General features: G+C 35.4%; 20 protein-coding genes and 2 pseudogenes. 13 read left to right on the top strand and 9 right to left on the bottom strand.

From position 1 onward, the window contains the following. Positions 1–500 precede the first annotated feature (500 nt). Positions 501–737, bottom strand: a complete 237-nt coding sequence (locus tag EKL95_RS14655) for a hypothetical protein (RefSeq protein ID WP_126564527.1) — start codon at positions 735–737, stop codon at positions 501–503. A 42-nt stretch (positions 738–779) separates the two neighbouring features. Between EKL95_RS14655 and kynU the strand changes: the two genes are divergently transcribed. Together kynU and EKL95_RS14665 are read left to right on the top strand one after the other, a co-directional pair. Continuing rightward, positions 780–2,066 (top strand): kynureninase, encoded by a 1,287-nt coding sequence (kynU, locus tag EKL95_RS14660; RefSeq protein ID WP_126564528.1) that lies wholly within the window; start codon positions 780–782, stop codon positions 2,064–2,066. Positions 2,067–2,167: 101 nt separating this feature from the next. After that, positions 2,168–2,575: a glycine zipper family protein gene (locus EKL95_RS14665; RefSeq protein ID WP_126564529.1), complete on the top strand. Its 408-nt coding sequence runs from the start codon at positions 2,168–2,170 to the stop codon at positions 2,573–2,575. A 78-nt stretch (positions 2,576–2,653) separates the two neighbouring features. Here the strand turns inward: EKL95_RS14665 and EKL95_RS14670 are convergent, their stop codons facing one another. Together EKL95_RS14670 and EKL95_RS14675 are read right to left on the bottom strand one after the other, a co-directional pair. Further along, the gene (locus tag EKL95_RS14670; RefSeq protein ID WP_126564530.1) at positions 2,654–4,186 is read right to left on the bottom strand and encodes a cryptochrome/photolyase family protein; all 1,533 of its coding nucleotides are present in this window, start codon (positions 4,184–4,186) and stop codon (positions 2,654–2,656) included. A gap of 2 nt (positions 4,187–4,188) precedes the next feature. Then, positions 4,189–4,830: a flavin reductase family protein gene (locus EKL95_RS14675; protein ID WP_126516167.1), complete on the bottom strand. Its 642-nt coding sequence runs from the start codon at positions 4,828–4,830 to the stop codon at positions 4,189–4,191. 174 nt (positions 4,831–5,004) lie between these two features. On the opposite strand from EKL95_RS14675, the gene EKL95_RS14680 reads away from it, so the two are divergent. Continuing rightward, on the top strand, positions 5,005–7,395 hold the full coding sequence (locus EKL95_RS14680) for a penicillin acylase family protein (RefSeq protein WP_126564531.1): 2,391 nt from the start codon (positions 5,005–5,007) through the stop codon (positions 7,393–7,395). 63 nt (positions 7,396–7,458) lie between these two features. Then, positions 7,459–8,796, top strand: coding sequence for an FAD-dependent oxidoreductase (locus tag EKL95_RS14685; RefSeq protein ID WP_126457409.1), 1,338 nt, complete (start codon positions 7,459–7,461; stop codon positions 8,794–8,796). 32 nt (positions 8,797–8,828) lie between these two features. Here the strand turns inward: EKL95_RS14685 and EKL95_RS14690 are convergent, their stop codons facing one another. From EKL95_RS14690 to EKL95_RS14695, 3 genes and pseudogenes are all read right to left on the bottom strand, one after another. Next, complete coding sequence (locus EKL95_RS14690; RefSeq protein WP_126457408.1) at positions 8,829–10,088, bottom strand: NAD(P)/FAD-dependent oxidoreductase; 1,260 nt, start codon at positions 10,086–10,088, stop codon at positions 8,829–8,831. Between the two features lie 42 nt (positions 10,089–10,130). Next, a pseudogene (locus EKL95_RS15475) lies at positions 10,131–10,298 on the bottom strand (cupin domain-containing protein); the annotation flags it as partial. A gap of 3 nt (positions 10,299–10,301) precedes the next feature. Next, a pseudogene (locus tag EKL95_RS14695) lies at positions 10,302–10,585 on the bottom strand (helicase HerA-like domain-containing protein); the annotation flags it as partial. A gap of 373 nt (positions 10,586–10,958) precedes the next feature. On the opposite strand from EKL95_RS14695, the gene EKL95_RS14700 reads away from it, so the two are divergent. The 7 genes from EKL95_RS14700 to EKL95_RS14735 all read left to right on the top strand — a co-directional run bounded on the left by EKL95_RS14700 (position 10,959) and on the right by EKL95_RS14735 (position 17,539). Then, positions 10,959–11,780 carry a MotA/TolQ/ExbB proton channel family protein gene (locus EKL95_RS14700; protein ID WP_126453117.1) on the top strand — a complete coding sequence of 274 codons (822 nt, stop codon included), beginning with the start codon at positions 10,959–10,961 and terminating at the stop codon, positions 11,778–11,780. Positions 11,781–11,827: 47 nt separating this feature from the next. Further along, a complete protein-coding gene (locus tag EKL95_RS14705; RefSeq protein WP_126457407.1) occupies positions 11,828–12,439 on the top strand; it encodes an ExbD/TolR family protein in 612 nt (203 codons plus the stop codon). 19 nt (positions 12,440–12,458) lie between these two features. Then, entirely contained in the window at positions 12,459–13,007 is a 549-nt protein-coding gene (locus EKL95_RS14710; RefSeq protein ID WP_126453123.1) for an ExbD/TolR family protein, read from the top strand. Between the two features lie 41 nt (positions 13,008–13,048). Continuing rightward, on the top strand, positions 13,049–13,846 hold the full coding sequence (locus EKL95_RS14715; protein WP_126457406.1) for an energy transducer TonB: 798 nt from the start codon (positions 13,049–13,051) through the stop codon (positions 13,844–13,846). A gap of 230 nt (positions 13,847–14,076) precedes the next feature. Beyond that, positions 14,077–15,003, top strand: coding sequence for a PstS family phosphate ABC transporter substrate-binding protein (locus tag EKL95_RS14725; RefSeq protein WP_126457405.1), 927 nt, complete (start codon positions 14,077–14,079; stop codon positions 15,001–15,003). Continuing rightward, positions 14,990–16,696 carry a tetratricopeptide repeat protein gene (locus EKL95_RS14730; protein ID WP_317125126.1) on the top strand — a complete coding sequence of 569 codons (1,707 nt, stop codon included), beginning with the start codon at positions 14,990–14,992 and terminating at the stop codon, positions 16,694–16,696. Before EKL95_RS14725 ends, EKL95_RS14730 begins: the two co-directional genes overlap by 14 nt. A 210-nt stretch (positions 16,697–16,906) precedes the next feature. Further along, complete coding sequence (locus EKL95_RS14735) at positions 16,907–17,539, top strand: 7-carboxy-7-deazaguanine synthase QueE (protein WP_126562856.1); 633 nt, start codon at positions 16,907–16,909, stop codon at positions 17,537–17,539. Positions 17,540–17,724: 185 nt separating this feature from the next. Here the strand turns inward: EKL95_RS14735 and EKL95_RS14740 are convergent, their stop codons facing one another. Both EKL95_RS14740 and EKL95_RS14745 read right to left on the bottom strand, forming a co-directional pair. Further along, positions 17,725–18,267, bottom strand: a complete 543-nt coding sequence (locus EKL95_RS14740; protein ID WP_126564532.1) for a YfiT family bacillithiol transferase — start codon at positions 18,265–18,267, stop codon at positions 17,725–17,727. Between the two features lie 22 nt (positions 18,268–18,289). Beyond that, positions 18,290–18,997, bottom strand: a complete 708-nt coding sequence (locus EKL95_RS14745) for a class I SAM-dependent methyltransferase (RefSeq protein ID WP_126564533.1) — start codon at positions 18,995–18,997, stop codon at positions 18,290–18,292. Between the two features lie 74 nt (positions 18,998–19,071). Here EKL95_RS14745 and EKL95_RS14750 point away from each other — a divergent pair, with 74 nt between their 5' ends. Further along, the gene (locus EKL95_RS14750) at positions 19,072–19,566 is read left to right on the top strand and encodes a YkgJ family cysteine cluster protein (protein ID WP_126453140.1); all 495 of its coding nucleotides are present in this window, start codon (positions 19,072–19,074) and stop codon (positions 19,564–19,566) included. Positions 19,567–19,639: 73 nt separating this feature from the next. Here the strand turns inward: EKL95_RS14750 and EKL95_RS14755 are convergent, their stop codons facing one another. After that, positions 19,640–20,875, bottom strand: a complete 1,236-nt coding sequence (locus tag EKL95_RS14755) for an exo-beta-N-acetylmuramidase NamZ domain-containing protein (RefSeq protein WP_126457401.1) — start codon at positions 20,873–20,875, stop codon at positions 19,640–19,642. A gap of 78 nt (positions 20,876–20,953) precedes the next feature. On the opposite strand from EKL95_RS14755, the gene EKL95_RS14760 reads away from it, so the two are divergent. Then, on the top strand, positions 20,954–22,189 hold the full coding sequence (locus EKL95_RS14760) for an ABC transporter permease (RefSeq protein ID WP_126564534.1): 1,236 nt from the start codon (positions 20,954–20,956) through the stop codon (positions 22,187–22,189). Positions 22,190–22,403: the final 214 nt, after the last annotated feature.

The following is a 22,403-nucleotide window of genomic DNA, read 5'->3' on the forward strand; positions in this document are numbered from 1 at the left end:
ATAAAAAACCTAATTTTAAATACAATAAATAGCTGTAAATCAAAACAATAAAACCTTAACTTAATGACATTGGGGTCGCGCTGTACGCTGTATCTTTATTTTCTTAAAGAAAGAAAATAAAGGATGCCGCTTCCATCCCTCACACAAAACGTTTGGAATATGTGAGGACTTTTTGTGTAAAAAGAAATTTAAAACGGCATCTCAATTTTGTGTCTGAATAAATTTGTTACAGCTATTTTTTTGTCAAGTCGAGCGCAGTCGAGATACCGCGTTGAGTTTTGACTGCGCTCGACTTAATATATATTCTGAAGCCTTAAATTGTAATTTGAAAACACCGATACCTGCTTTTTTTAGATTTCGTAAGTCAGAGTCGGCATTCTCAGCAATACTCGTGGCTCGTATACTTGCATCTTTAGTTGCCTGAGCAATCATTTTATTTTTAGTTCGGCCAGTTTGATGTACTAATATTCCACGCCAGAATTAATCAATTCACGGGATTGTCACGATAATTTTTCAATTTTGTTTACTTCCTTAGATTGGATACTCACACTTTGAGTTAACGTGAATCCAGTAAGAATTTGCTGTCTCGTAGTCCCGTTTTTGTTATAAGTAGTTTCAAAATCTTTATTGAAATTTCCCGCAGAGAATATCATTTCATAGGCAATAACTCTTTTGCCGGATAAATAGTTTTTTCTTTTCTCTCTGTCCTCATCCAATGCGACGTTGGCCTTTTTCAAAGTGGTACTTTTTCACTACTTTTACAAAACAAAATACAAATCATGATTTTCGAAAACACCCTTGAATTTGCAAAACACCTCGATTTACAAGATCCTTTACACAAATACCAAGACGAATTTATTTTTCCGAAGGTACAAGGAAAAAAAGTAATTTATTTTACTGGAAATTCTTTAGGATTGCAGCCGAAACGCACCAAAGCGTATGTAGATGAAGTCATGAATGATTGGGCAAATCTAGCTGTTGAAGGACATTTTTACAGTGAAAAACCATGGTGGGATTACCACGAACGATTCGCAGATCCGTTGAGTAAAATTGTTGGTGCTTTACCAAGCGAAGTTACCGTGATGAATACATTAACGGTAAATCTTCATTTACTGATGGTTTCCTTTTACCAACCTACACAAACCAGATATAAAATTATTTGCGAAGAAAAAGCATTTCCTTCGGATCAATATATGTTTCAAAGTCAGGTTGATTTTCACTCCCAAAACCTGGGGATACAATTCGAGGATGCAATTGTTGAGATTAAGCGTCGCGATGGCGAACACAACATTCGCTTAGAAGATGTGTTGGCAAAAATTGAGGAAGTAGGTGATGAGTTGGCTTTGGTCTTAATTGGGGGAGTCAATTATTACACAGGACAGGTATTTGATATGAAAACTATTACCGCTGCAGGTCATAAAGTGGGAGCCTACGTAGGCTGGGATTTAGCGCACGCCGCAGGAAATATTAAGCTGGAATTGCACGATTGGAATGCGGATTTTGCCGCTTGGTGCAGTTATAAATACATGAATTCAGGGCCAGGAAATGCTTCTGGATGTTTTATTCATAAAAAGCACCACAACAATGCAGCGTTACCCAGATTTGCCGGATGGTGGGGACATAATAAAGAACGTCGTTTCAAGATGGAACAAACCTTTGATCCTATTCAAGGCGCTGATGGCTGGCAAATTAGTAATCTTCCAATACTTTCTCTGGCGCCTTATTTAGCATCTGTAGACATGTTTGATGAAATTGGGATGGATGCTTTGATCCAAAAAAGAGATGCGATCACTTCTTATTTAGAATTCATTCTGCATGAAATAGACAAAGAAGTGGATAGTAGTTTCGAAATTATAACACCGTCAAATCCCACAGAAAGAGCGTCACAATTGTCCGTATTGCTTCATGGGGAAGGCCGCAGTTTGTTTGATTATTTAATGCAAAATGGAGTAATCACGGATTGGCGTGAACCTAATGTTATCCGCTTAGCGCCAGTGCCTCTGTATACTTCTTTTGAGGATATATATCAATTTGGGCAAATTTTGAAAGCAGGAATTCAGTCTTAAAACGGGCATTAAATAACACAAAAAATAGTTTTAATTTTATAAACTTAATTAACAGGGTTAAGCCTTTCTTTGTATTCGTACTAATTATGAAAATTAAAATTATGAAAGCATTATATTTTATACTAATAGCTGCAGGTATTGTTTCTTGTCAAAATCAAGGAAAAATGGACATTCAAAAAGCGAAACAGGCTACTGTAGACTCCATGAAAGTTGAAATCGAAAAACAAAGAGTGATCGACTCCATGCAGGTAGAAATGGTTAAAATCCAGGAAGCTAAAGTAGAAACTCAAAAAGAAGTAGTTGTTGTGGATCAACAAGCAGCGGGGACTACTACAAAAAATAAAGGTTGGAGTGGTGCTGCAAAAGGAGCCGTAATTGGTGCCGGCGTTGGTGCTGCCACAGGGGCAATCATCAGTAAGAAAAAAGGACAAGGTGCTATAATAGGTGGTTTAGCCGGTGCGGGAGTAGGGGCAGGTACAGGCGCTATTTTAGATAGTAAAAAACAGTAAATAGATTTTTCAATATAACTTGGAGTGTTTAAGTTCAAAAAGAATTTAAACACTCCTTTTTATTTAGCGCTATCTAGTTTAATAGGAATCCATATTAGTTATAATTTCGTTCGCCTTAACTTTGATTTTATACATTTCTTCAGGATTCATTTTCTTTAATAAATTCATCATCATTGCCATGCGTTGGTTCCCTTTGAAATACTCTTTTTTCTCATCTAGGAAATTCCAATACAGCGTATTGAAGGGACAGGCTTTGTCGCCAAATTTCTCTTTGACATTGTAGTGGCATTTAGAGCAATTATTACTCATTTTGTTGATGTAACTTCCAGAGGAAACATAGGGTTTTGTGGCAATTATTCCGCCATCGGCATATTGTGACATCCCGCGTGTGTTGGGCATTTCAACCCATTCAATCGCATCAATATACACACCCAGATACCAAGCGTCTACTTCGTCAGGATGAATTTGTGTCAGTAGTGTAAAATTCCCAATAATCATAAGTCTCTGGATGTGGTGCGCGTAGGCTTCATCTAAACTTTGATTAATCGCGTGGCTCATGCAATTCATTTTGGTTTTACCTGTCCAGAAAAAATCAGGAAGCTTGTTTTTGTTTTGCAAGACATTCATTTTAGCATAATCAGGCATTTCTTTCCAGTATATTCCTCTTATATATTCGCGCCACCCTAAAATTTGACGCACAAATCCTTCTACTTGTGAGATAGTTATTTCTATTTCATTGTCATGATAAAAAGCAATCACGGTCTCGAGGACTTCCTTTGGAGAAAGCATTTTGCTATTCATGGCAAAAGACAAACGAGAATGGAAAAGGAATTTTTCATCGGTATGCATTGCATCTTCGTAATCACCGAAATGTTTTAACAGATTTTTACAGAAATAATCTAAAACCTCGAACGATTGCTCGCGCGAAGTAGGCCAACTGAAATTATCTAAATCGATGTTTCCAAAAGTGATGATCCCAGCTTCTTTAATTTGGGCAACAACTTTAGAAACATTGGTGTGAAAATTCTTTTCAGAAGGCACAGGAACTTCTCCTTTGTATTTTTTGCGATTATCGGCATCAAAATTCCATTGATTTCCCACAGGAGTTGACCCATTCATTAACAAATGATGTTTTTTACGCATGCTGCGATAAAATTTTTCCATCAGCAACAGCTTTTTACCCTCAAAAAAATCGGAAAGTTCATGACGCGTAGTGTAAAAATGCTCGGAGTCAAAAGCTTCTGATTCTATTTTTAGATTGGAACAAATTGTTTTTAGTTGTTGGTCCAATCGGTATTCATCAGGGAATTGATATTCAAATTTTTCGATTTTATATTTTTCGATACAGAAAGCAATAATTTTTTCTAGATCCTGAGGATTATCGCCATCAGTAATTTGAAAATATAAGGCTTGATGTCCTCGTGATTGTAGGGCTGTGTAAAAATTTCTCATCGCCATAAAAAAGGCCACCACTTTTTGGATGTGATGTTTTACATACGCTGATTCCTGACGCATTTCGGCCAGCACATAAATAGTGTTATGATCTTTCTCCTGCAACCAGGAGTGTTTTAAATTGAGTTGATCTCCAAGGATTAATCGTAGTTTTTTCATTTTTATTTTTTGTAAAAGGAAACAGTAGAAACTTCTTTTCGGGCATATTCAAAACGGTCGATAAGTTTGGGTAAACAATAGCCATCAAGGCCGTTTAGCGCCACAACATTGCCTTTATCAATTTGTAACCACCCATCTTTATGTATTAATTTCTCCTCAAAAAATAAATTTTCGATAGCTGCAATTACATGAATTGTATTGTTTTCCTGGATGTAATATTCATTTAGATATTTGCAATGCAACTGCACAGGGCTTCCTTTTACAAAAGGAGTTTCAATATTGGTCTTGTATTCTTCTTCCAGGCTTGTTTTATCAAATTCAGAAACGCCTAAATCATAATTTGCGGAGGTATGATGCGCATCGGCAATCATGTCAGCAGTGATGTGATTTACCGTAAAATAACCAGTCTCTTTTATATTTTTGTAGGTGTCTCTGGGAACGGTTGTGGGTCGCATAATGAATCCAATTATGGCAGGATTACTGCCTAAATGTGTGATACTGCTAAAAATTGCTACGTTAGTGTTTCCGTCCAATGATTTTGTAGCAAGAAGATTCGCTGATTTATAACCCGTGCACGAATTGATTAAATTCAGTCTTTCAATTTTTTCCATTTTGGAAATAGCTTCTTTAGAAATATGTTTCATCTTTTTACTTTTGAACAAATATACTTTTTGTTTAATTAAAATGGAAATAAATCAAACAAAATAATAAATAAGGCTCAATTATTTATTTTGAATTAGTTTTGAACAAACACATTATAAGTAAATTGTTCTAATTGACTTCTAAATCTTATATATTTGTTGCCAATTTATGTAAAGATGCAAACACTTAAAAAGGTCCTTCTGGTTTTACTTTCTTTATTGTTTCTTTCAGCAATAGTTGTGTTGATTTATGGGTTTTATTTAAAGCCAACCTATGAAGGGGAACTAAAACTTAAAAATATTGGAAAGGAAACCACAGTTTATTTTGATGAATTTGGAGTGCCTCATATTTATGCGGCAAGTTCAAGGGACGCTATGGTTGTGTTGGGTTACGTACATGCGCAAGAACGATTGTGGCAAATGGAATTGATGCGGCGTATTGCTCCGGGACGATTGTCAGAAATTTTTGGACCAGTTGCATTGAAAAGTGATCTGTTTTTTGCCGGATTAGGAATCGAAGAAGCTTCCGCAAAAGCAATCGCAACTTTAGATAAGAAAAGTTCCAGTTATCTATTGACAATGGACTATTTAGACGGGATAAACCAATATATGGCAGAGGGAACTACGCCAATAGAATTCAGTTTAGTTGGTGTCAAAAAAGAAAAGTTTACCATAAAAGACGTCTACAATATTTTTGGATACATGTCTTTTAGTTTTGCTATGGCCCATAAGTCAGATCCTTTGTTGACGGATATTCGGAACAAGTACGGAATGGACTATCTCAAGGATTTTGGCATTGACGGTTCATTTAATACCACAAAAATAAAAAATGCAAAACATAAGCCACAGGAATATGCTGCTATTTCAAAATCAGTAGCCTCACTTTTAGACCAATCCCCTATCCCACCCTTTATAGGAAGCAACAGCTGGGTTCTTTCTCCAAAGAAAACTAAAAAAGGAAAAGTGATTTTTGCCAATGATCCACATATTGGGTTTTCGCAACCCGGAACTTGGTATGAAGCGCACTTAGTAACTCCGGATTTTGAATTGTACGGTTGCTATTTAGCAGGTACTCCATTCCCATTATTGGGACATAACCGTAACTATGCGTACGGATTAACCATGTTTGAAAATGATGATATTGATTTGTACCAAGAAGAAAATAGTCCTGAAAATGCGACCGCTTACAAAACGCCAACGGGGTATAGGAATTATGAAATTCGCCAAAAAATTATAAAAATAAAAGATTCTACTGATGTGGTTTTGAATGTAAAAGTGAGTCGTCACGGGCCTATCATGAATGATTTAATTGTTGGGCTGGATAAGGACAAACCAGTGGCAATGTCTTGGATTTATACCCAACAACCCATACGAATTCTGGACGCAGTGTATAGGCTTTCGCACGCTGAAAGCAAGGAAGATTTTCTAAAAGGAGTGGCTCTGATAGCCGCACCGGGACTGAATGTTATGTATGGTGACTCCAAAGGAAATATTGCATGGTGGGCAACAGGAAAATTATACAAGCATAATGAAGGCGTGAATCCGAATTTTATTTTGGATGGGGCGAGCGGGAAAGACGATATCAAGGAATATTTGGATTTCTCCAAAAATCCTTCAGCGGTGAATCCAAAATGGAATTACGTGTATTCAGCCAATAATCAACCAGAGGCAATAGACGGATTTTTGTATCCGGGCTATTACCTTCCTGAAGACAGAGCCAAACGAATCACGCAATTATTGAATAAAAAAACAAAATGGAATAAGGCAACTGTGGGCAGCATGATTTTTGATAATACATCACCAGTTGCGCCTGACGTTGTAGCACGTTTAATTTCGAATCTGGATTACACAACGCTTTCAAATAATGAAAAAGAAGCCTTTGCTGTTTTGAAAAAATGGAAAGGTTCTAATAATCTGGATGATGTAGCACCCACAATCTATAATAAATGGATTTTTAATTATTTAAAAAATACTTTTGAGGACGAACTGGGAGCTGCTAATTTCAAGCAGTTTTTAGGCACGCATATCATGAAGCAAATGATCGCCAGACAACTTGAAAACAAAAACTCACTGTGGTGGGATAATATCAATACAAAAAACCATTCGGAAACAAGGCGAGAAATCGTGTCGCTATCGTTCAAGGAATCGATTGCTGCTTTAGAAAAACAATTGGGCAATTCCGTATCAGCTTGGACCTGGAACAAAGTACATACTCTGGAACATCAGCATCCGTTGGGTAAAATTGCAGCTTTAAGAACTATATTTAATGTTGGTCCATTTGAAGTTTCAGGTTCAACGGAAGTGATTAATAATTTGTTTTTTGATTATACCGAAACGGGTCAGTATCAAGTAAAAGGCGGGCCTTCAACACGAAGAATTATTGATTTCTCAGACATTGAAAATAGCTGGGCCATTTTGCCAACGGGACAATCCGGAAATCCATTCAGTGCACATTATAACGATCAGGCGGAATTGTATAATTCAGGAAAATTCAGAAGAATGAAACTGAACGAAAAGGAGATTGTTAGGACTTCTACAAAATTGGTGTTTATTCCCTATAAAAAATGATTGTTTTTTAAAGTTATTAAAACTTTAAATCAGTAATTTTGCCTAACTTTTTATAAAAAATTAATGCAAACTCCCCGAAAAATAGCAGTTGTAGGCTCTGGACTAGTCGGATCCTTATTAGCTATTTACCTTCGCAAAGCAGGCCATACTGTTCATATTTACGATAGAAGTCCAGATATCAGGAAGATACAATTTTCAGGACGTTCTATCAACTTAGCGATGTCTAATCGCGGCTGGAAAGCCTTAGATGGAGTTGGAGTAGGTGATGCTGTTCGAGCGATCGCAATCCCCATGAAAAAACGGGCAATTCATTTAGTGGATAAGCTTAATTTTCAAAATTATGGTCAGGAAGGCGAATCCATTGATTCAATTTCGAGAGGAATTTTAAACCGAAAAATGATCGATTTGGCGGAAGCCGCAGGAGCAGAGTTCTTTTTTGAGCACAAAATTTGGGATGTAACTCTAGAAAATGCCACGCTTCATATAGGCGAAACCGAAAGAGGCGCATGGGAAGATAAAAAATACGATATGGTTTTTGGCGCTGATGGTGCTTTTTCAAGAATTCGTCACCGCATGCAGCGCCAGAGTATGTTCGATTATTCGCAAGAATTTCTACCTATTGGATATAAAGAATTAAATATTCCGGCAAACGGGGATGGATCACATAAATTGGATAAAAATTCGTTTCATATCTGGCCACGAGGAGAATATATGTTGATTGCCTTGCCCAATTTAGACGGAAGCTTTACCTGTACTTTATTTATGCCCTTTGAAGGAGAAAATTCCTTTGATTCCTTAAAGGACAGGAAGTCAGTAGAAGCTTTTTTTGAAAAAAATTTACCGGATACGGTTGATGTTATTCCAAAATTAGCGGAAGATTTTTTCCGGAACCCAACCAGTACATTAGTAACCATGAAGTGTTTTCCTTGGACGTATGAGGATAAGGTTGCCTTGATTGGGGATGCGAGTCATGCCATTGTACCTTTTTACGGACAAGGAATGAATGCCGGTTTTGAAGATATTTCAGTGCTGTATGAAATGATTGAAAAGTACGGGGATGATTGGAAATCTATTTTTTCCGAATATCAAAAATCCCGTAAACAAAATGCCGATGCTATTGCAGAGCTTTCCTATCGAAATTTTTTAGAAATGAGTTCTAAGACTGCAGATGAAAATTTCCTTTTGCAAAAGAAAATTGAAAAATCATTTTCAGACAAGCACCCTGAAAAATGGATTCCGCTATACAGTCGTGTAACATTTAGTGATCGGCCTTATACAGAAGCGTTGGCTATAGGTGATTATCAAAATGCAATTATGGAAGAAATTTTAAAAATGGAAAATATCAAAGAAATCTGGGATTCAGAAGTAGTTGAAAAGACCATTTTAGAATTATTAAAATAAAAAAAGGACTCTATTCAGAGTCCTTTTTGGTGTTATTTATCTTTTGTTGCCGGTTTCAGTAGGACTCGTAAGGTGCTGTCATTATTGAAATAGCTGAACGTCCAATTGATAAAAATAGAAAGTTTGTTTTTGACGCTCAAAATCAACATAAGGTGGATAAACATCCAGGTAAACCAAGCCAATCTTCCTTGGAAACTAAATTTTGGCAAATCGACCACCGCTTTTCGTTTTCCTACTGTAGCCATAGAACCTTTATCATGATACTCGTATTCGATTTGAGGTTTGTTTTTTAGACTTAGTTTGAAGTTTGTGGCTAATACTTTTCCTTGTTCTATAGCAACACTGGCTACTTGCGGATGACCATTGGGATATTTAGGAGTAGCCATGAATGAAATATCACCAAGGGCATACACGTCTTCGAGATTTTCTATTTTATTAAATCGGTCAACAAGATAGCGATTTCCTCTGGTAATACTTTCTTTGGGAATACCTTCCAGGGTGTTTCCTGTAATTCCTGCTGCCCAGATCACATTTCTGGATGCAATCGTGTCTCCGTTTTGCAGGCTTACGGTCTTACCGTTGTAATGGCTTACAATAGTATCCGTTTTTACAATGACACCTAGTTCCTCCAGATATTTACGAGACGTTTTTTGGGAATCTTCACTCATTGGGTTCAATACGTTCGGAGATCCTTCAAGAATATAAATGGTGAGTTTCGAAAAATCTTTATCCGGATAATCTTTTGGCAAAATATTTTTTTTCATTTCTGCCAAAGCTCCTGCAAGTTCTACTCCGGTAGGGCCTCCGCCAACAATCACAAAGTTCATTAGCGATTGTAGCTCTTCTGGTGAAGCAATTAAGGCATCTTCAAAAGTTTGTAGAATTTGGTTGCGAAGTTGGATCGCTTCCGGCACCGATTTCATGGGAAATGCAAATTTTTCTATTTCAGCATTTCCAAAATAATTAGTCGTGCATCCAAAGGCAATTATCAAATGGTCGTACTCAAAATCAGCAATAGAGGTTTGTACTATTTTGTGCTCTGGATCAATACGAAGTACATCAGCTATTCGAATGCGGACATTTTTCGAATGCTGAAATACTTTTCGTAACGGAAATGAGATACTGGCAGGTTCAAGCCTTGCTGTGGCTACCTGGTACATCAAGGGTTGAAATTGATGGTAGTTGTTTTTGTCAATCAGTAAAACATCAAAATCTGTATTTTCTAAATCTTGAGCCAAACGCAATCCAGCAAAGCCAGCGCCAACTATTATAATTTTTTTTTGAACTTTCATACTTTTTTTATGGAAAGTATAAAGATACAAATTATATAAGGGTTAGTCTGCTCTATTAACTTTTTCTAAAGAAAATGCAGGTTTGCAAATAGCTAAATATTCACAGACTTCATCAAAAGGATCGGAATAGTGCACACGGGTATTCTTCTCTATTTTTATGGACTGTCCTGCTGTAAGAACCACGGTCTCGCCTTCAATTATAAATGGTTTTTATTTCCCTTCTTTAGCAATACCACTAAAATCGCCTTTTATGTCCATCATTAAAACAGGAATCCCAAAAGAGGATAGTTGTTGTGAAAGAACTTGGATCGTTTTGGTTTTCCTCGTTCCAGTAGCTCCGGCAATTAACCCATGACAGTTTAAGGTTTTTAAGGGAATTTTTATGGGTGCATTTGCTAGAGCTTCTCCGCCTAATAGTACTCCTCCAAAGTCATACTCTCTCCTTTTGAAAGGTACCCACGCGTTATGTCTTGTATAAAATCTTCTTTTCTGGTCATGATAAGTTTGAATTAAAAGGATTTGTAAGCTGCTATTAGTATCCTAAAATAGGAAATTATGGGATATAATGCAGTTTTCCTGCTTTTTTACTCTTAATAATAAAAAAATATATTTTTGACTGCTTTTAAACGGTTATTGAAAATTTATGTTAATATTTCTTAAAAATGTATTTTTTTTTTTGTAAAACGAATGATTTCCTTATAGATTTTGATATATATGCAATGAGTAAATTGCTAAATGTTTGTTTGAAATAAAATTAATGACAATAAAATTAAAAAAAGTTTTTTTATTTGAACTAAAAATATAAATTTGCTCCACTACAAGTTTATTATAACTAAAATAAATTATTTAAAACTATTAAAATTAAAAAAAATGGCAAACGTTAAAAAAGAAAAGAGTTCAAACGGAGGAGGAATGATTTCAGGAATCATTATTGTGGCATGTGTATTTGTAGGATGGTTGATTTGGAATTTTATAATGGGAGATGGTGCCAATTTTGAAGGCGGAGTAAATACAGGACACCCAATACCGGGTAATTATTTGGCAATGGTATACAAAGGAGGTCCAATTGTACCAGTTTTGATGGGTTTATTGTTGATGACTGTTGTTTTTTCTTTTGAAAGATATTTTGTGATTTCAAAAGCAGCTGGATCAGGAAACTTAGATCAGTTTATGAAAAAAGTACAAGATGATATTAAAGAAGGGAATATTGATGGAGCTATCGCTTTGTGTGATAAACAAAAAGGATCTGTTGCAAATGCAATAAAATCAGCTTTGATCAAATACCAAGATGTTAAAAAAGAAGGATTCAATAGCGAAGAAGCTGCTGAAACAATTCACAAGGAAATCGAAGAGGCTACTTCATTAGAAATGCCAATGTTAGAGAAAAATATGACTATTATTTCATCTTTGGTTTCTTTAGGAACTCTTGCAGGATTATTAGGTACGGTAACAGGGATGATTAAAGCGTTTGGAGCATTAGCTAGTGCAGGTACTCCTGATCAAGCGGCTCTTGCAAATGGTATTTCTGAAGCACTTATCAACACTGCAACTGGAATTTCGACTTCAGTATTAGCAATCGTTTCGTATAACTTCTTTACTTCTAAAATTGATGATTTAACCTATTCTATTGATGAAGCAGGTACTACAATTGTAAATACTTACAGAAGATTTAGAGGAAGCTTAAAACAATAATAATTTTTTTGACGTCATGTGCGTCAAAATAAAATATAAAAAAGATAATGGCTAAACTAAAAATGTCAAAAAAGTCAACGTCAATTGACATGACTGCGATGTGTGATGTTGCGTTTCTTTTGCTTACGTTCTTTATCTTGACCGCTACAGCTAAAGTACCAGAAGCATTGCCGGTAGACACGCCTTCTTCTACAGTTCAGACAAAATTGCCTGAGACAGATTTGGCTACAATTACTATTGGAAAAGGAAAAGTATTCTTTGATCTAAAAGGAAGAGAAGTTCGTAAAAAAACGTTAGAATTAATGGGTCAAAAATATGGTGTTGAATTCTCAGCTGATGATGCTGATAAATTTGCACTGATGGATGGTTTTGGTGTGCCAATTCAAAGTTTGAAGCAAATCATAGAGATGAAAGCTGCAGACAGAGGAAAAGCAAACCAACCAGGTATTCCAAAAGATTCACTTGATAATCAATTAGCGGATTGGATACAAAATGCTCGTATTGCCAATATTGAAATTGCTGATAAAGAATTGCAAATAGCCATAAAAGGGGATGCAAAAGAAGAATATCAGGCAATTAAAAAGGTGATGGATATTTTACAAGATCAAAAAATCAATAGCTTTAATTTAGTTACTGGTTTAAGAGGAGAAGATTTTTAATTAAAAAACATACACTACAATGGCTGAATTAAATACCGGCGACGGTGGAGGCGGAAAAGGTGGTAAAGTAAGAAGTAAAAAACAAAATTCAAAAGTAGATTTAACTGCTATGGTGGATTTGGCATTCTTATTGATCACATTTTTTATGCTGACTACTACGTTGTCAAAACCCCAATCAATGGATTTGGGGTTGCCAGATAAAGAAGACGATCCTAAAATAAATAAGGATATTAAAGTAGATGAAAATCGTACTTTAACAATTATGCTTGGTGAGAACAATAAGGTGGTATATTACATGGGTTTATTGGCTACGCCAATTGCAGGTCCAAAAGATATTGCCTATGGAAAAAACGGAATTCGTAAAGAATTATTGGCTAGAAAAAAATCAGTAGTGGAGCATACTGGAAACAAAGACAAAGGAGTTATTGTGATCATCAAGCCAAGTAAGAAATCTAATTATCGTAACTTAGTTGATATACTTGATGAAATGGCAATTGTTGGCGTTCCAACTTATGCAATTGTAAATGATTTTTCACCTGAGGAAACAAAATTGTTAGAAGGTAAATAAGATTTTAATCTAATAGCCTAATAACCTAATAATTAAGAAAAATGAAATTAGATATATTTAAAAACCAATGGCTGGATATCGTTTTTGAAGGGCGAAATAAAAGTTATGGAGCGTATGAACTAAGAAAAGAAAATAATAAGACCTCAGTGAGAGCGCTTATTGTTGGAAGTATTCTTTTTAGTTTGGCCGTTAGTGCCCCTCTTATTGCTAGTCTGCTTCCGGATACATCTGATGTAGAGGAAAATAGAGATATTAAAATTACAGCAGTAAAGTTGCCGCCAAAGCAAGAAAAGCCTAAAGAAAACATCCCGCCACCACCACCTCCACCTCCAAAAGTGGATCAGGTTAAATTTGTGAAACCTGTTGTAGCAAAAGCGGAAGAAGTTACAGAAGAACCACCCAAAATTGTTGAAATTAAAGACAAAAAATTAGGTGCAGTGACCATAAAAGGTGATCCAGATGCAGTATTGACTGTAGAGCCTGTAGGTACAGGTACTGCCGCGGTAGTAGAAGAAGTAGATAACCAAATTTACAACACTGCTGGGATTGAGGTTAAACCTGATTTTCCAGGTGGGATAGAGAAATTTTACAAGTATGTGGGTAATAATTATCAAACTCCTGAAGAAGACGGGTTGAATGGTAAAGTATATGTTACTTTCGTAGTAGAGAAAGATGGTTCTTTAACCGATATTAAAGTAATTAGAGATATTGGTTATGGTACAGGGAAAGAGGCGATTCGTGTTTTGAAAAAGTCTCCTAGATGGACTCCGGGTGAACAAAACGGTAAAAAAGTCAGAGTGCTGTATTCTTTACCAATTACAATTCAAACGGCAAATTAATGTTAAAGAGCATACGTATTAATATTCAGAAGAAATCGCTCAAAGAGCGATTTCTTCTCGTTTTAGGAATTATGTTTTTTTTAGTTTATCTGGTTTTGGGTTTATTTATTATCTTTATGAAAGAATTTCCCATAGTAATGGATACTGGATATAGAATAGCATTTGGTTTGCTTCTTATTGTATATTCTTTTTTTAGATTCATCCGACTTATTAATAATACCAACTAGATCATGAAAAAAACAGCTATAATTCCGTATTTTATTTTTCTTTCTTTGTTTGCATTTCTTTTTGCATGTAAAAAAACGGAAGGATCTAAGGAAAATAAAGAAACTATTTTAAAAGGTTCTACAACGATACTAGTTGATGAAACATTACAACCTGTGATTGAGGATCAGATAGCGGTTTTTGAAAGTGTGTATCCTGCAAAAATAACGTTGAATGCTAAATCTGAAAAAGAAGTGCTCCGATCATTGCTAAATGATTCATTAAGTATTGCCATTTTATCCAGAAAATTAAATGCTGAGGAAAATAAGATTTTTGAGGGTAAAAAAATTATTCCAAAAGTGACTCCTTTCGCTACTGATGGGATTGCTTTAATCGCAAATGAGAAAATTAAGGATACCTTAGTCGCTTTAAATGACATTATAGCCTTTCTGCAAGGGAAGTCTCAAACGGCAATAAAGGGATTGGTTTTTGATAATCCAAATTCCAGTACTGTTCGTTATATGAATGAATTAGCGGGTGTGTCAGAACTTCCGAAAAAGGGGATTTTTTCTTTTAAAACCAATGAAGAGGTAATAAAGTATGTGTCTGAAAATGAAGGAATGATTGGAATAGTGGGGCTAAACTGGCTTTATCAACCTTCTGGAATTATGAAAGATATTGTAAAAAAAATTAAGGTGCTTAGCGTTAAAAGTACTACTGGAAATCAATATTATCCGCCATCGCAAAATAATATTGCAGAGGGAACCTATCCTTTGGCACGTGATTTGTATATAATAAATTGTCAGGGTTCTTCTGGATTAGGAATGGGTTTTGCCTCTTTTGTAGCAGGTGAAAGAGGACAGCGGATAATACTTAAATCTGGTTTACTGCCGGTACGAACACCGAGTAGATTAATTCAGGTTAGAAAAAAAATATACAATGATAAAAATTAAATTAACTACAATGAAAATGAATAAATTAAAAACGTTTAGTGTTGCATTATTAGCATCGGCATTTGCAAGTCAAGCGCAAGATATTGATCAAGCAAAAAAAGCGATCGATGCAGAACAGTTCGAAAGTGCGAAGGCAATTTTAAAATCAATTATTAAGGAGAATCCATCTAATGGAGCTGCTTTTTTTACTTTAGGGAATGTATATCTTACTCAAAATGTAGAAGATTCCGCCAAAATTTATTTCCAAAAAGGATTAACAGCTTCTGATGAAGCTAATTTGAATTACATTGGCTTAGGTCAAATGGATTTAGATAACAATGATGTTGCGGCAGCTCAAGCAAAATTTGTATTGGCCACCAAAGACATGAAAAGAAAGGATTTTGCAGAGTACGTTTACCAAGCAAGAGCCTATATGAATGCTGAAAAGCCCGATTATAAAAATGCAATCGCTATTTTGAATCGCGCTGCCATAAAAAATGCAGATGATGCACAGTTACAGCTTGCCCTTGGTGATGCTTACTATGGTGATAGCAAACAAAATGAAGCTTATGTAGCTTATAGAAGTGCTTTTCAAGCAGATAATTCTTTGCTAAGAGCAAAAATGCAACTGGGTGTTTTGCTTAAAGGAGCAAAATCGTATGACGAAGCTTTAAAAGCTTATGAAGAGGTTATTGCTATTAATCCTAACTATGGACCAGTGTATAGAGAATTAGCGGAGACTTATTATAAAATTGCACGTAATAAACCTTCTCAAGCGGCTGTGAATTATAAAAAAGCAATTGGCTATTACGATAAATATATGGCTTTAACCGATTACTCGATTAACTCTAGAATGCGTCGAGCTGATTTTCTAATCTTGATAGAGGATTATGTTGCACTGGAAGCGGAAGCTAACAAAATGATCGAATTGGACAAAGTTAATCCAAGAATCTATCGTTATTTAGGATATGCGGCTTATGAAAATGGAAATGTTGATTTAGCATTGAAATCATTGGAAAGTTTTATCGCTTCCCCAACTAATAAAGTAATCGCTAAAGATTATTTGTATTTAGGTTTGACTAAAATAAAAAAAGGGACTAGCGAAGATGGATTAGCTATAGACTCCGTTGCTTTTGATTCAGGAATGAAAGGTCTTAAAAAAGCAATCGAAATGGAGCCATTAGCGGTTCAAGATTTGAGTGATATTGGTAAAAAATTATTTTCTCAAAAATTATACAAAGAATCTGCAGCTGTATTTGAATCTGGAGCCAGTTCTCCTGAGTCTACTAATTATCTGGATGACAACGTCTATTTTGGTCTAGCGAATTACTATGCCAATATTAACAAAAAGGAAGGCGAAAAAGTAGATGCAATTGCTTTATCAAAAGCAGATGCTGCTTTTGATAAAGTATTAGTTGCTTCTCCTACTTATTTAGAAGCATACTTGTATAAAGCAAGAACCAATAGATTACTTGAAAAAGATGACTTGATGGTGAAAAATTATGAAGATTATCTTTTAAAAACAATGGAATTAGGTGCTGAGGAAATAGCAAAACCTGCAGTAAAAACTAAGTTTATTGAATGTTACAATAATATGGCAGCCAGTTTTGCTAATACAGACAAGCCTAAAGCTATTGAATATTTCAAAAAAACATTAGCATTAGACCCTGCTAATAATTATGCAACAGAGTCAATAAAAATTTTGAAACAATAAGAATTTGTCTCAATATCAAAAACCGATAGTCTTTGGCTATCGGTTTTTTTGTGCTCCTATTTTAGGATCGTTGTATTCAGAGTTGGATTAATTATTTTAAAACGGTTTAATACACGCCTTTTTTGGCTTATTGAAAGTTTATCATTTTAGTCTGTGTTTGCAAATGGACTCCTTTTCTAATTAACTATCTTTGCACTTTAAAATTAAAGAATGTTATCAAAAGAAATACAGTTAGAAGTTAATAAAGGTGCAATGCTTCCTTTAATGGAAGAATTTTACACCATTCAAGGGGAAGGATACCATACCGGAACAGCTGCGTACTTTATTAGAATTGGCGGATGTGATGTAGGTTGTCATTGGTGTGATGTTAAAGAAAGCTGGAATGCGGAGCTACACCCGCCAACTAGTATTGATCAAATTGTTGCCAATGCAAGTAAATATTCAGAAACTGTTGTGGTTACTGGTGGTGAACCATTGATGTGGGACATGAGCTTGCTAACACAAAAGCTAAAAGATAGTGATAGAAAAGTGCACATAGAAACTTCTGGGGCTTATCCGCTTACGGGAACTTGGGATTGGATTTGTTTGTCGCCAAAGAAAAATAAATTACCAACTCAAACGGTGTATGATAACGCACAGGAATTAAAAGTGATTATTTACAATAAACATGATTTTATTTTTGCCGAAGAGCAAGCTGATAAAGTAAATGAGAATGCTATTTTATTTCTTCAACCGGAATGGAGTAAAAAAGAAGAAATGACTCCGTTAATTGTTGATTATGTAATGAACAACCCAAAATGGCGTGTCTCGTTGCAAACACATAAATATTTGAATATTCCTTAATACTTAAAAACCTAAAACAACAAGTGCTGTTTGGGGTTTTGAATTAAAACAGATACTGATTAATTTTCGGAAGGCTTACTTCTTGTTAGCAGATTTCCTAGCCCAGATAGTAGCGACATCCTTTTTTTCTCATTTTTTTAATGAGAAAAAAAGATATAGCGAATAGCTGGAAATAGCTCCTTATGCTACCAACCTTTTTCTTTTTTCAATTCGGTAATATGCGCTAAGTGGTGGTTTCCATGCCAAGCATAGGTTCCAATTATTTCCTTCAATTGAATAACGGTATTATGTTCGGGATGTATAAAAGATTTTTCAAGATCTGCTTCAGAAAGACTATTCATTATATATGCCAAACGAAAATGAAATCCGTCAAGAAATGAAAGTGTGGGTTGAATGGGCATCGTTAAATTATCATGTAATTCTGCCCAACAATCTTCGTGATACGCTTTTATTAGCGGTTTATTTTCAGTTAATGTCCATTTAATTCTAACGAAACAATTCATGTGACTATCGGCGCAATGGTGAATGACTTGACGAATCGTCCAGCCATCCTGACGGTATGGTGTCTCGAGTTGTTCCTCTGTCAAATGAATGACTTCGTTTTTCAATCGTTCTGGAAAACTTGCGATTTCTTTTATTTTATTATGGAGATATTCACTTGAATAGATCTCGGGTCTGATAAATTTCCCAATAGGATAACGTAATTTTTCCACAGCTGAATTTCCCATACTAAGTAGTTTTATGTGTTTTCTAAATGGAAAGTTTTGCTAAATAATCAAAATGTTCGCCTTCAAGAATCAACTCGCATTTTAGTCCATTATCTAAAGCTGCATTTTGCAAAGTGTTGTAATCAATGAACATCCAGTCAAATGGTTTTTCTTTCTCGCCTTTGTAGGAGATATTAAAAACGATTTCTCCATAATATTCCTTTTGGGAAGGAATCCACTTTCCGCCATCTTCATCTTCATCAAACATATAAATTATATCAGAACTGTCTAATAGAATTTGTCCGCCGGGATTCAATAATGATTTTAGTTTTAAAAGGAAATTCGGGATGTTTTTAAGTTTACCGCACATTCCCGCACCATTCATCAATAGGAGTATGGTGTCGTACTTTTCATTTTCTAATGTCAGTACATCTTGAACTTTTGCTTTTTTCAATCCACGCAAGGTACATGCCTGGATAGCATTTGCTGAAATATCAATAGAGGTTACGTCTAGATTGCGTTCGTTTTGCAAAGATAAACTATGGCTTCCTGCGCCACAGCCAACATCCAGGATTTTACCTTTGGCAAGTTGTAACGCTTTTTGTTCCATTTGGGGCATTTCATCATAAGAACGAAACAAGTAGGCAACGCTCATTTCATCTTCTTCAGATATTGTAGTTTCCGTAATTAAATCTTCGGGTGAATTATTGGTTTGAAAATCAAGTATGGCTTTGCCAAAAAGGTCTTTCATCTTTTTTTGTTTAAAGTTTAAGGTTAAAGGATTCAAGTTTGTTACTTTTGTGGTTCCAACTTTAAACTTTAAATTTGAAACATATTTTAAACAATCTCCCTAAGGAAGCCAAAGATAAGCATATCGAAAACAAAAAGTATTTTGATAAGCTGAAAAAAAAGACACCAAAGAATTTGGATTACGTGATGCAAGATTTGCATGATGCTGAATTCAAGAAAACGGATTGTTTAAAGTGTGCTAATTGTTGTAAAACTACGGGACCATTATTTACGGATGCCGACATTGAGCGTGTTTCAAAATACCTACGCCAAAAGCCACAACAGTTTATCCAGCAATACCTTCAAATCGATGAAGACCGAGATTATGTTTTGCAAAGTGTACCCTGTACTTTTCTCGACAATGAAAATGCGTGCATGATATATGACGTACGTCCAAAAGCGTGTAGAGAATTCCCGCATACGGATCGAAAAAAATTCCAACAAATTACAGACTTAACCCTGAAAAACGTAGCGATATGCCCGGCAGCATTTAATATTGTAGAGGAAATGAAAAAGAAAATGCCGCTTTAAAAATTTTCTATTTTGTCTCCCTCTGCTTTGTAGAGTCCCGTCCCGAAACTTCGGGATCGGAAGGGGGTGAGAATTAGTATATCAAATATTTCATTCTCATTGCTTTAAACTCGATAAGTCCTTTCTGCCAGCTTTTTCTGATTTCATTTTCGGAAATTCCATTTTCTATTTGCTGTTGCAGTTTTTTAGTTCCTGCAAGTTTGGTAAAAAAAGGATTGAAGAATTTCGATTTTTCCGTTGTGCTTTGATAGGCTTGAATCAACCATTTTAATTCTAGTTTACTGACCTTTGTATGTGTTGATAAATCTTCCCCATAACATTTCACGCCATTGTAAACTGGATTTTGTGCACCAAAATTTGGTTTGGGTATAAAACTAAAATCACTTTTTGGTAGATACGGAGAACCATAAATCTGAAATTGTTTTTCAGTTCCACGACCCACACTTACATTTGTGCCTTCAAACAGACACAAACTTGCATAAAGATTCACGGCTTGATCATTTGGAAGATTCGGTGACGGTTTTACAGGTAAACTATAATTCATTTTTCGGTTGTAATTAATACACGGAATAACGGTCAATTTGCATTGAATGCCATTTTTTAGCCATTTCTCTCCATTTATCATTTTAGCATACTCGCCAATTGTCATTCCATGTAGCAAAGGAATTGGATGCATGCCTACAAAACTGGTAAATTCTGGTTCAAGAATTGGACCGTCGACTATACTTCCATTCGGATTTGGTCTGTCAAGAACTAAAAGCGGAATGTTGTTTTCAGCGCAAGCTTCCATGATGTAATGTAACGAGGAGATGTAAGTATAAAATCGTGCGCCTACATCTTGCAAGTCGAAAATCATGATATCGATTCCAGCGAGGTGTTCTTGTTTTGGTTTTTTATTATCACCGTATAGAGAAATAATTGGCAGCCCGGTTTTAGAATCTTTTCCATCAACCACATGTTCTCCCGCATCAGCAGTGCCACGAAAACCATGTTCTGGAGCAAAAATAGTTTGCACATTGATATTTTTGGAAAGTAAAAAATCAACAAAATGGGTTTTGTCAGATAGAATTCCCGTTTGATTGGTTACAATTCCTGTTGTTTTATTTTCTAACAGAGAAATATATTTTTCGTAATTATCGGCTCCCGTTTTAAATATTGGTATTTGATGTGGTCTAAAAAATGGTTGGAAATGGATTTTTGGCAAGCTATCCGTACTGCTGCTATACTGATTGTTTTTTGTAGAACTTCCACAAGAGGATTGTACAACTAATGTCAATAATAAGAGGTAAGTATAGCTAAAATATTTCATAGTACTATTTTTGATCTGTTTAAATCTGTTTCATCTGTGGCAAAAAACTTTATGTATCTTTGTTGCAAACTATAAATTTTGAATTTAGAATATTTCATAGCCAAAAGACTCATAACTGCTAAAGATTATAAAAGTAGCATATCTGCTCCAATTATAAAAATTGCTATTTCAGCAATTGCAATTGGTATGATTATGATGATTATTTCGGTAGCGACAGGAATTGGACTGCAACAAAAAATCCGAGAGAAGGTTGCGGCTTTCAACGGACACATCGTTATTTCCAATTATGACAACAATCAATCCGAAGTCACGGTAGTTCCAATTTCTAAAAAACAAGATTTTTATCCAAAATTTACTGCTGTTCCTGAAGTGGAGCATATTCAAGCCATTGCCAGTAAAGCAGGAATTATTAGAACCGAAACCGCTTTCGAAGGAATTATTTTCAAGGGAGTGGGGAATGATTACAAATGGGATAATATAAAAGAGTATCTGGTTTCAGGCAAATTACCTGATTATTCAAAAAATGTGAATCAAGAAGTGTTATTGTCTCAATTCCTTGCCAATAGGTTGAATTTGAAAGTAGGAGATCTGTTCAATACATTCTTCATCAAAGAAAATCAAAATCAGTTGCCCAATATTCGGAGATTTAAAATTACAGGAATCTTCAATTCCGGTTTTCAGGAATTCGATGCAACCTATATAATAGGAGATATTCGTCACATGCAGCGTATCAATAAATGGACTCCAGATCAAATTGGTGCTTTCGAAGTTTTTGTTGACGATTTTAATGCTATCGAAGCTACCGGAGAACAAGTCTATGCACAAACAGCTTCTACATTAGATAGTAAAACCATACTAGAAAAATACAGCTATATATTTGAATGGCTTCAGCTATTCGATTTTAATATCATCGTTATATTAGTTGTCATGATTCTTGTGGCCACAATCAACATGGTGGTTGCACTATTAGTATTAATTCTCGAACGAACCCAAATGATAGGAATCCTAAAAGCGTTGGGAGCCAATAATTGGTCCGTCCGGAAAATATTTCTATATAATGCCTTCTATCTTATCGTAAGAGGGCTTTTCTGGGGAAACTTAATCGGAATAGCACTATTGTTACTCCAGCAACAATTTGGCGTGATCCAGTTGAATCCAGAAAACTATTATGTAAACCAAGCACCAGTTTATTTAAATTGGGGATATATCCTAGTGCTAAACCTACTTACTGTGACCGTTTGTTTTTTTGTATTATTAATTCCGTCCTATATAATAACTAAAATTTCTCCAGTCAAAGCCATACGTTTCGATTAGATTATCATTAGTGCGTTCCCATTTATAAAAAAGAGAGGCTATTATCAATATCGATAGTAGCCTCTCTTTTTTATAAACGGTCGGGCTATCCGCTACAAGTCCTCATAAAGTTGTGTTTCACTCCACTTTCTTGCGGGCTTTCCACTACTATCCCTAACGCGAAGATTTGGAAACCAGAATATTTTGTTGTTTTGCCGCAAGTAATTGTAGCTTG

It is taken from the genome of Flavobacterium sp. LB2P53 (genome assembly GCF_003970305.1).
GTDB lineage: Bacteria > Bacteroidota > Bacteroidia > Flavobacteriales > Flavobacteriaceae > Flavobacterium.

Bases quoted from the DNA above. Each gene is read 5' to 3' on its own strand.
- EKL95_RS14740 (WP_126564532.1), bottom strand. From the start codon at position 18,267: ATGGGAAATTCAGCTGTGGAAAAATTACGTTATCCTATTGGGAAATTT.
- EKL95_RS14705 (WP_126457407.1), top strand. From the start codon at position 11,828: ATGGCTAAACTAAAAATGTCAAAAAAGTCAACGTCAATTGACATGACT.
- kynU (WP_126564528.1), top strand. From the start codon at position 780: ATGATTTTCGAAAACACCCTTGAATTTGCAAAACACCTCGATTTACAA.
- EKL95_RS14730 (WP_317125126.1), top strand. From the start codon at position 14,990: ATGATAAAAATTAAATTAACTACAATGAAAATGAATAAATTAAAAACG.
- EKL95_RS14690 (WP_126457408.1), bottom strand. From the start codon at position 10,088: ATGAAAGTTCAAAAAAAAATTATAATAGTTGGCGCTGGCTTTGCTGGA.
- EKL95_RS14700 (WP_126453117.1), top strand. From the start codon at position 10,959: ATGGCAAACGTTAAAAAAGAAAAGAGTTCAAACGGAGGAGGAATGATT.
- EKL95_RS14665 (WP_126564529.1), top strand. From the start codon at position 2,168: ATGAAAGCATTATATTTTATACTAATAGCTGCAGGTATTGTTTCTTGT.
- EKL95_RS14725 (WP_126457405.1), top strand. From the start codon at position 14,077: ATGAAAAAAACAGCTATAATTCCGTATTTTATTTTTCTTTCTTTGTTT.
- EKL95_RS14670 (WP_126564530.1), bottom strand. From the start codon at position 4,186: ATGAAAAAACTACGATTAATCCTTGGAGATCAACTCAATTTAAAACAC.
- EKL95_RS14745 (WP_126564533.1), bottom strand. From the start codon at position 18,997: ATGAAAGACCTTTTTGGCAAAGCCATACTTGATTTTCAAACCAATAAT.
- EKL95_RS14680 (WP_126564531.1), top strand. From the start codon at position 5,005: ATGCAAACACTTAAAAAGGTCCTTCTGGTTTTACTTTCTTTATTGTTT.
- EKL95_RS14710 (WP_126453123.1), top strand. From the start codon at position 12,459: ATGGCTGAATTAAATACCGGCGACGGTGGAGGCGGAAAAGGTGGTAAA.
- EKL95_RS14715 (WP_126457406.1), top strand. From the start codon at position 13,049: ATGAAATTAGATATATTTAAAAACCAATGGCTGGATATCGTTTTTGAA.
- EKL95_RS14755 (WP_126457401.1), bottom strand. From the start codon at position 20,875: ATGAAATATTTTAGCTATACTTACCTCTTATTATTGACATTAGTTGTA.
- EKL95_RS14675 (WP_126516167.1), bottom strand. From the start codon at position 4,830: ATGAAACATATTTCTAAAGAAGCTATTTCCAAAATGGAAAAAATTGAA.
- EKL95_RS14685 (WP_126457409.1), top strand. From the start codon at position 7,459: ATGCAAACTCCCCGAAAAATAGCAGTTGTAGGCTCTGGACTAGTCGGA.
- EKL95_RS14735 (WP_126562856.1), top strand. From the start codon at position 16,907: ATGTTATCAAAAGAAATACAGTTAGAAGTTAATAAAGGTGCAATGCTT.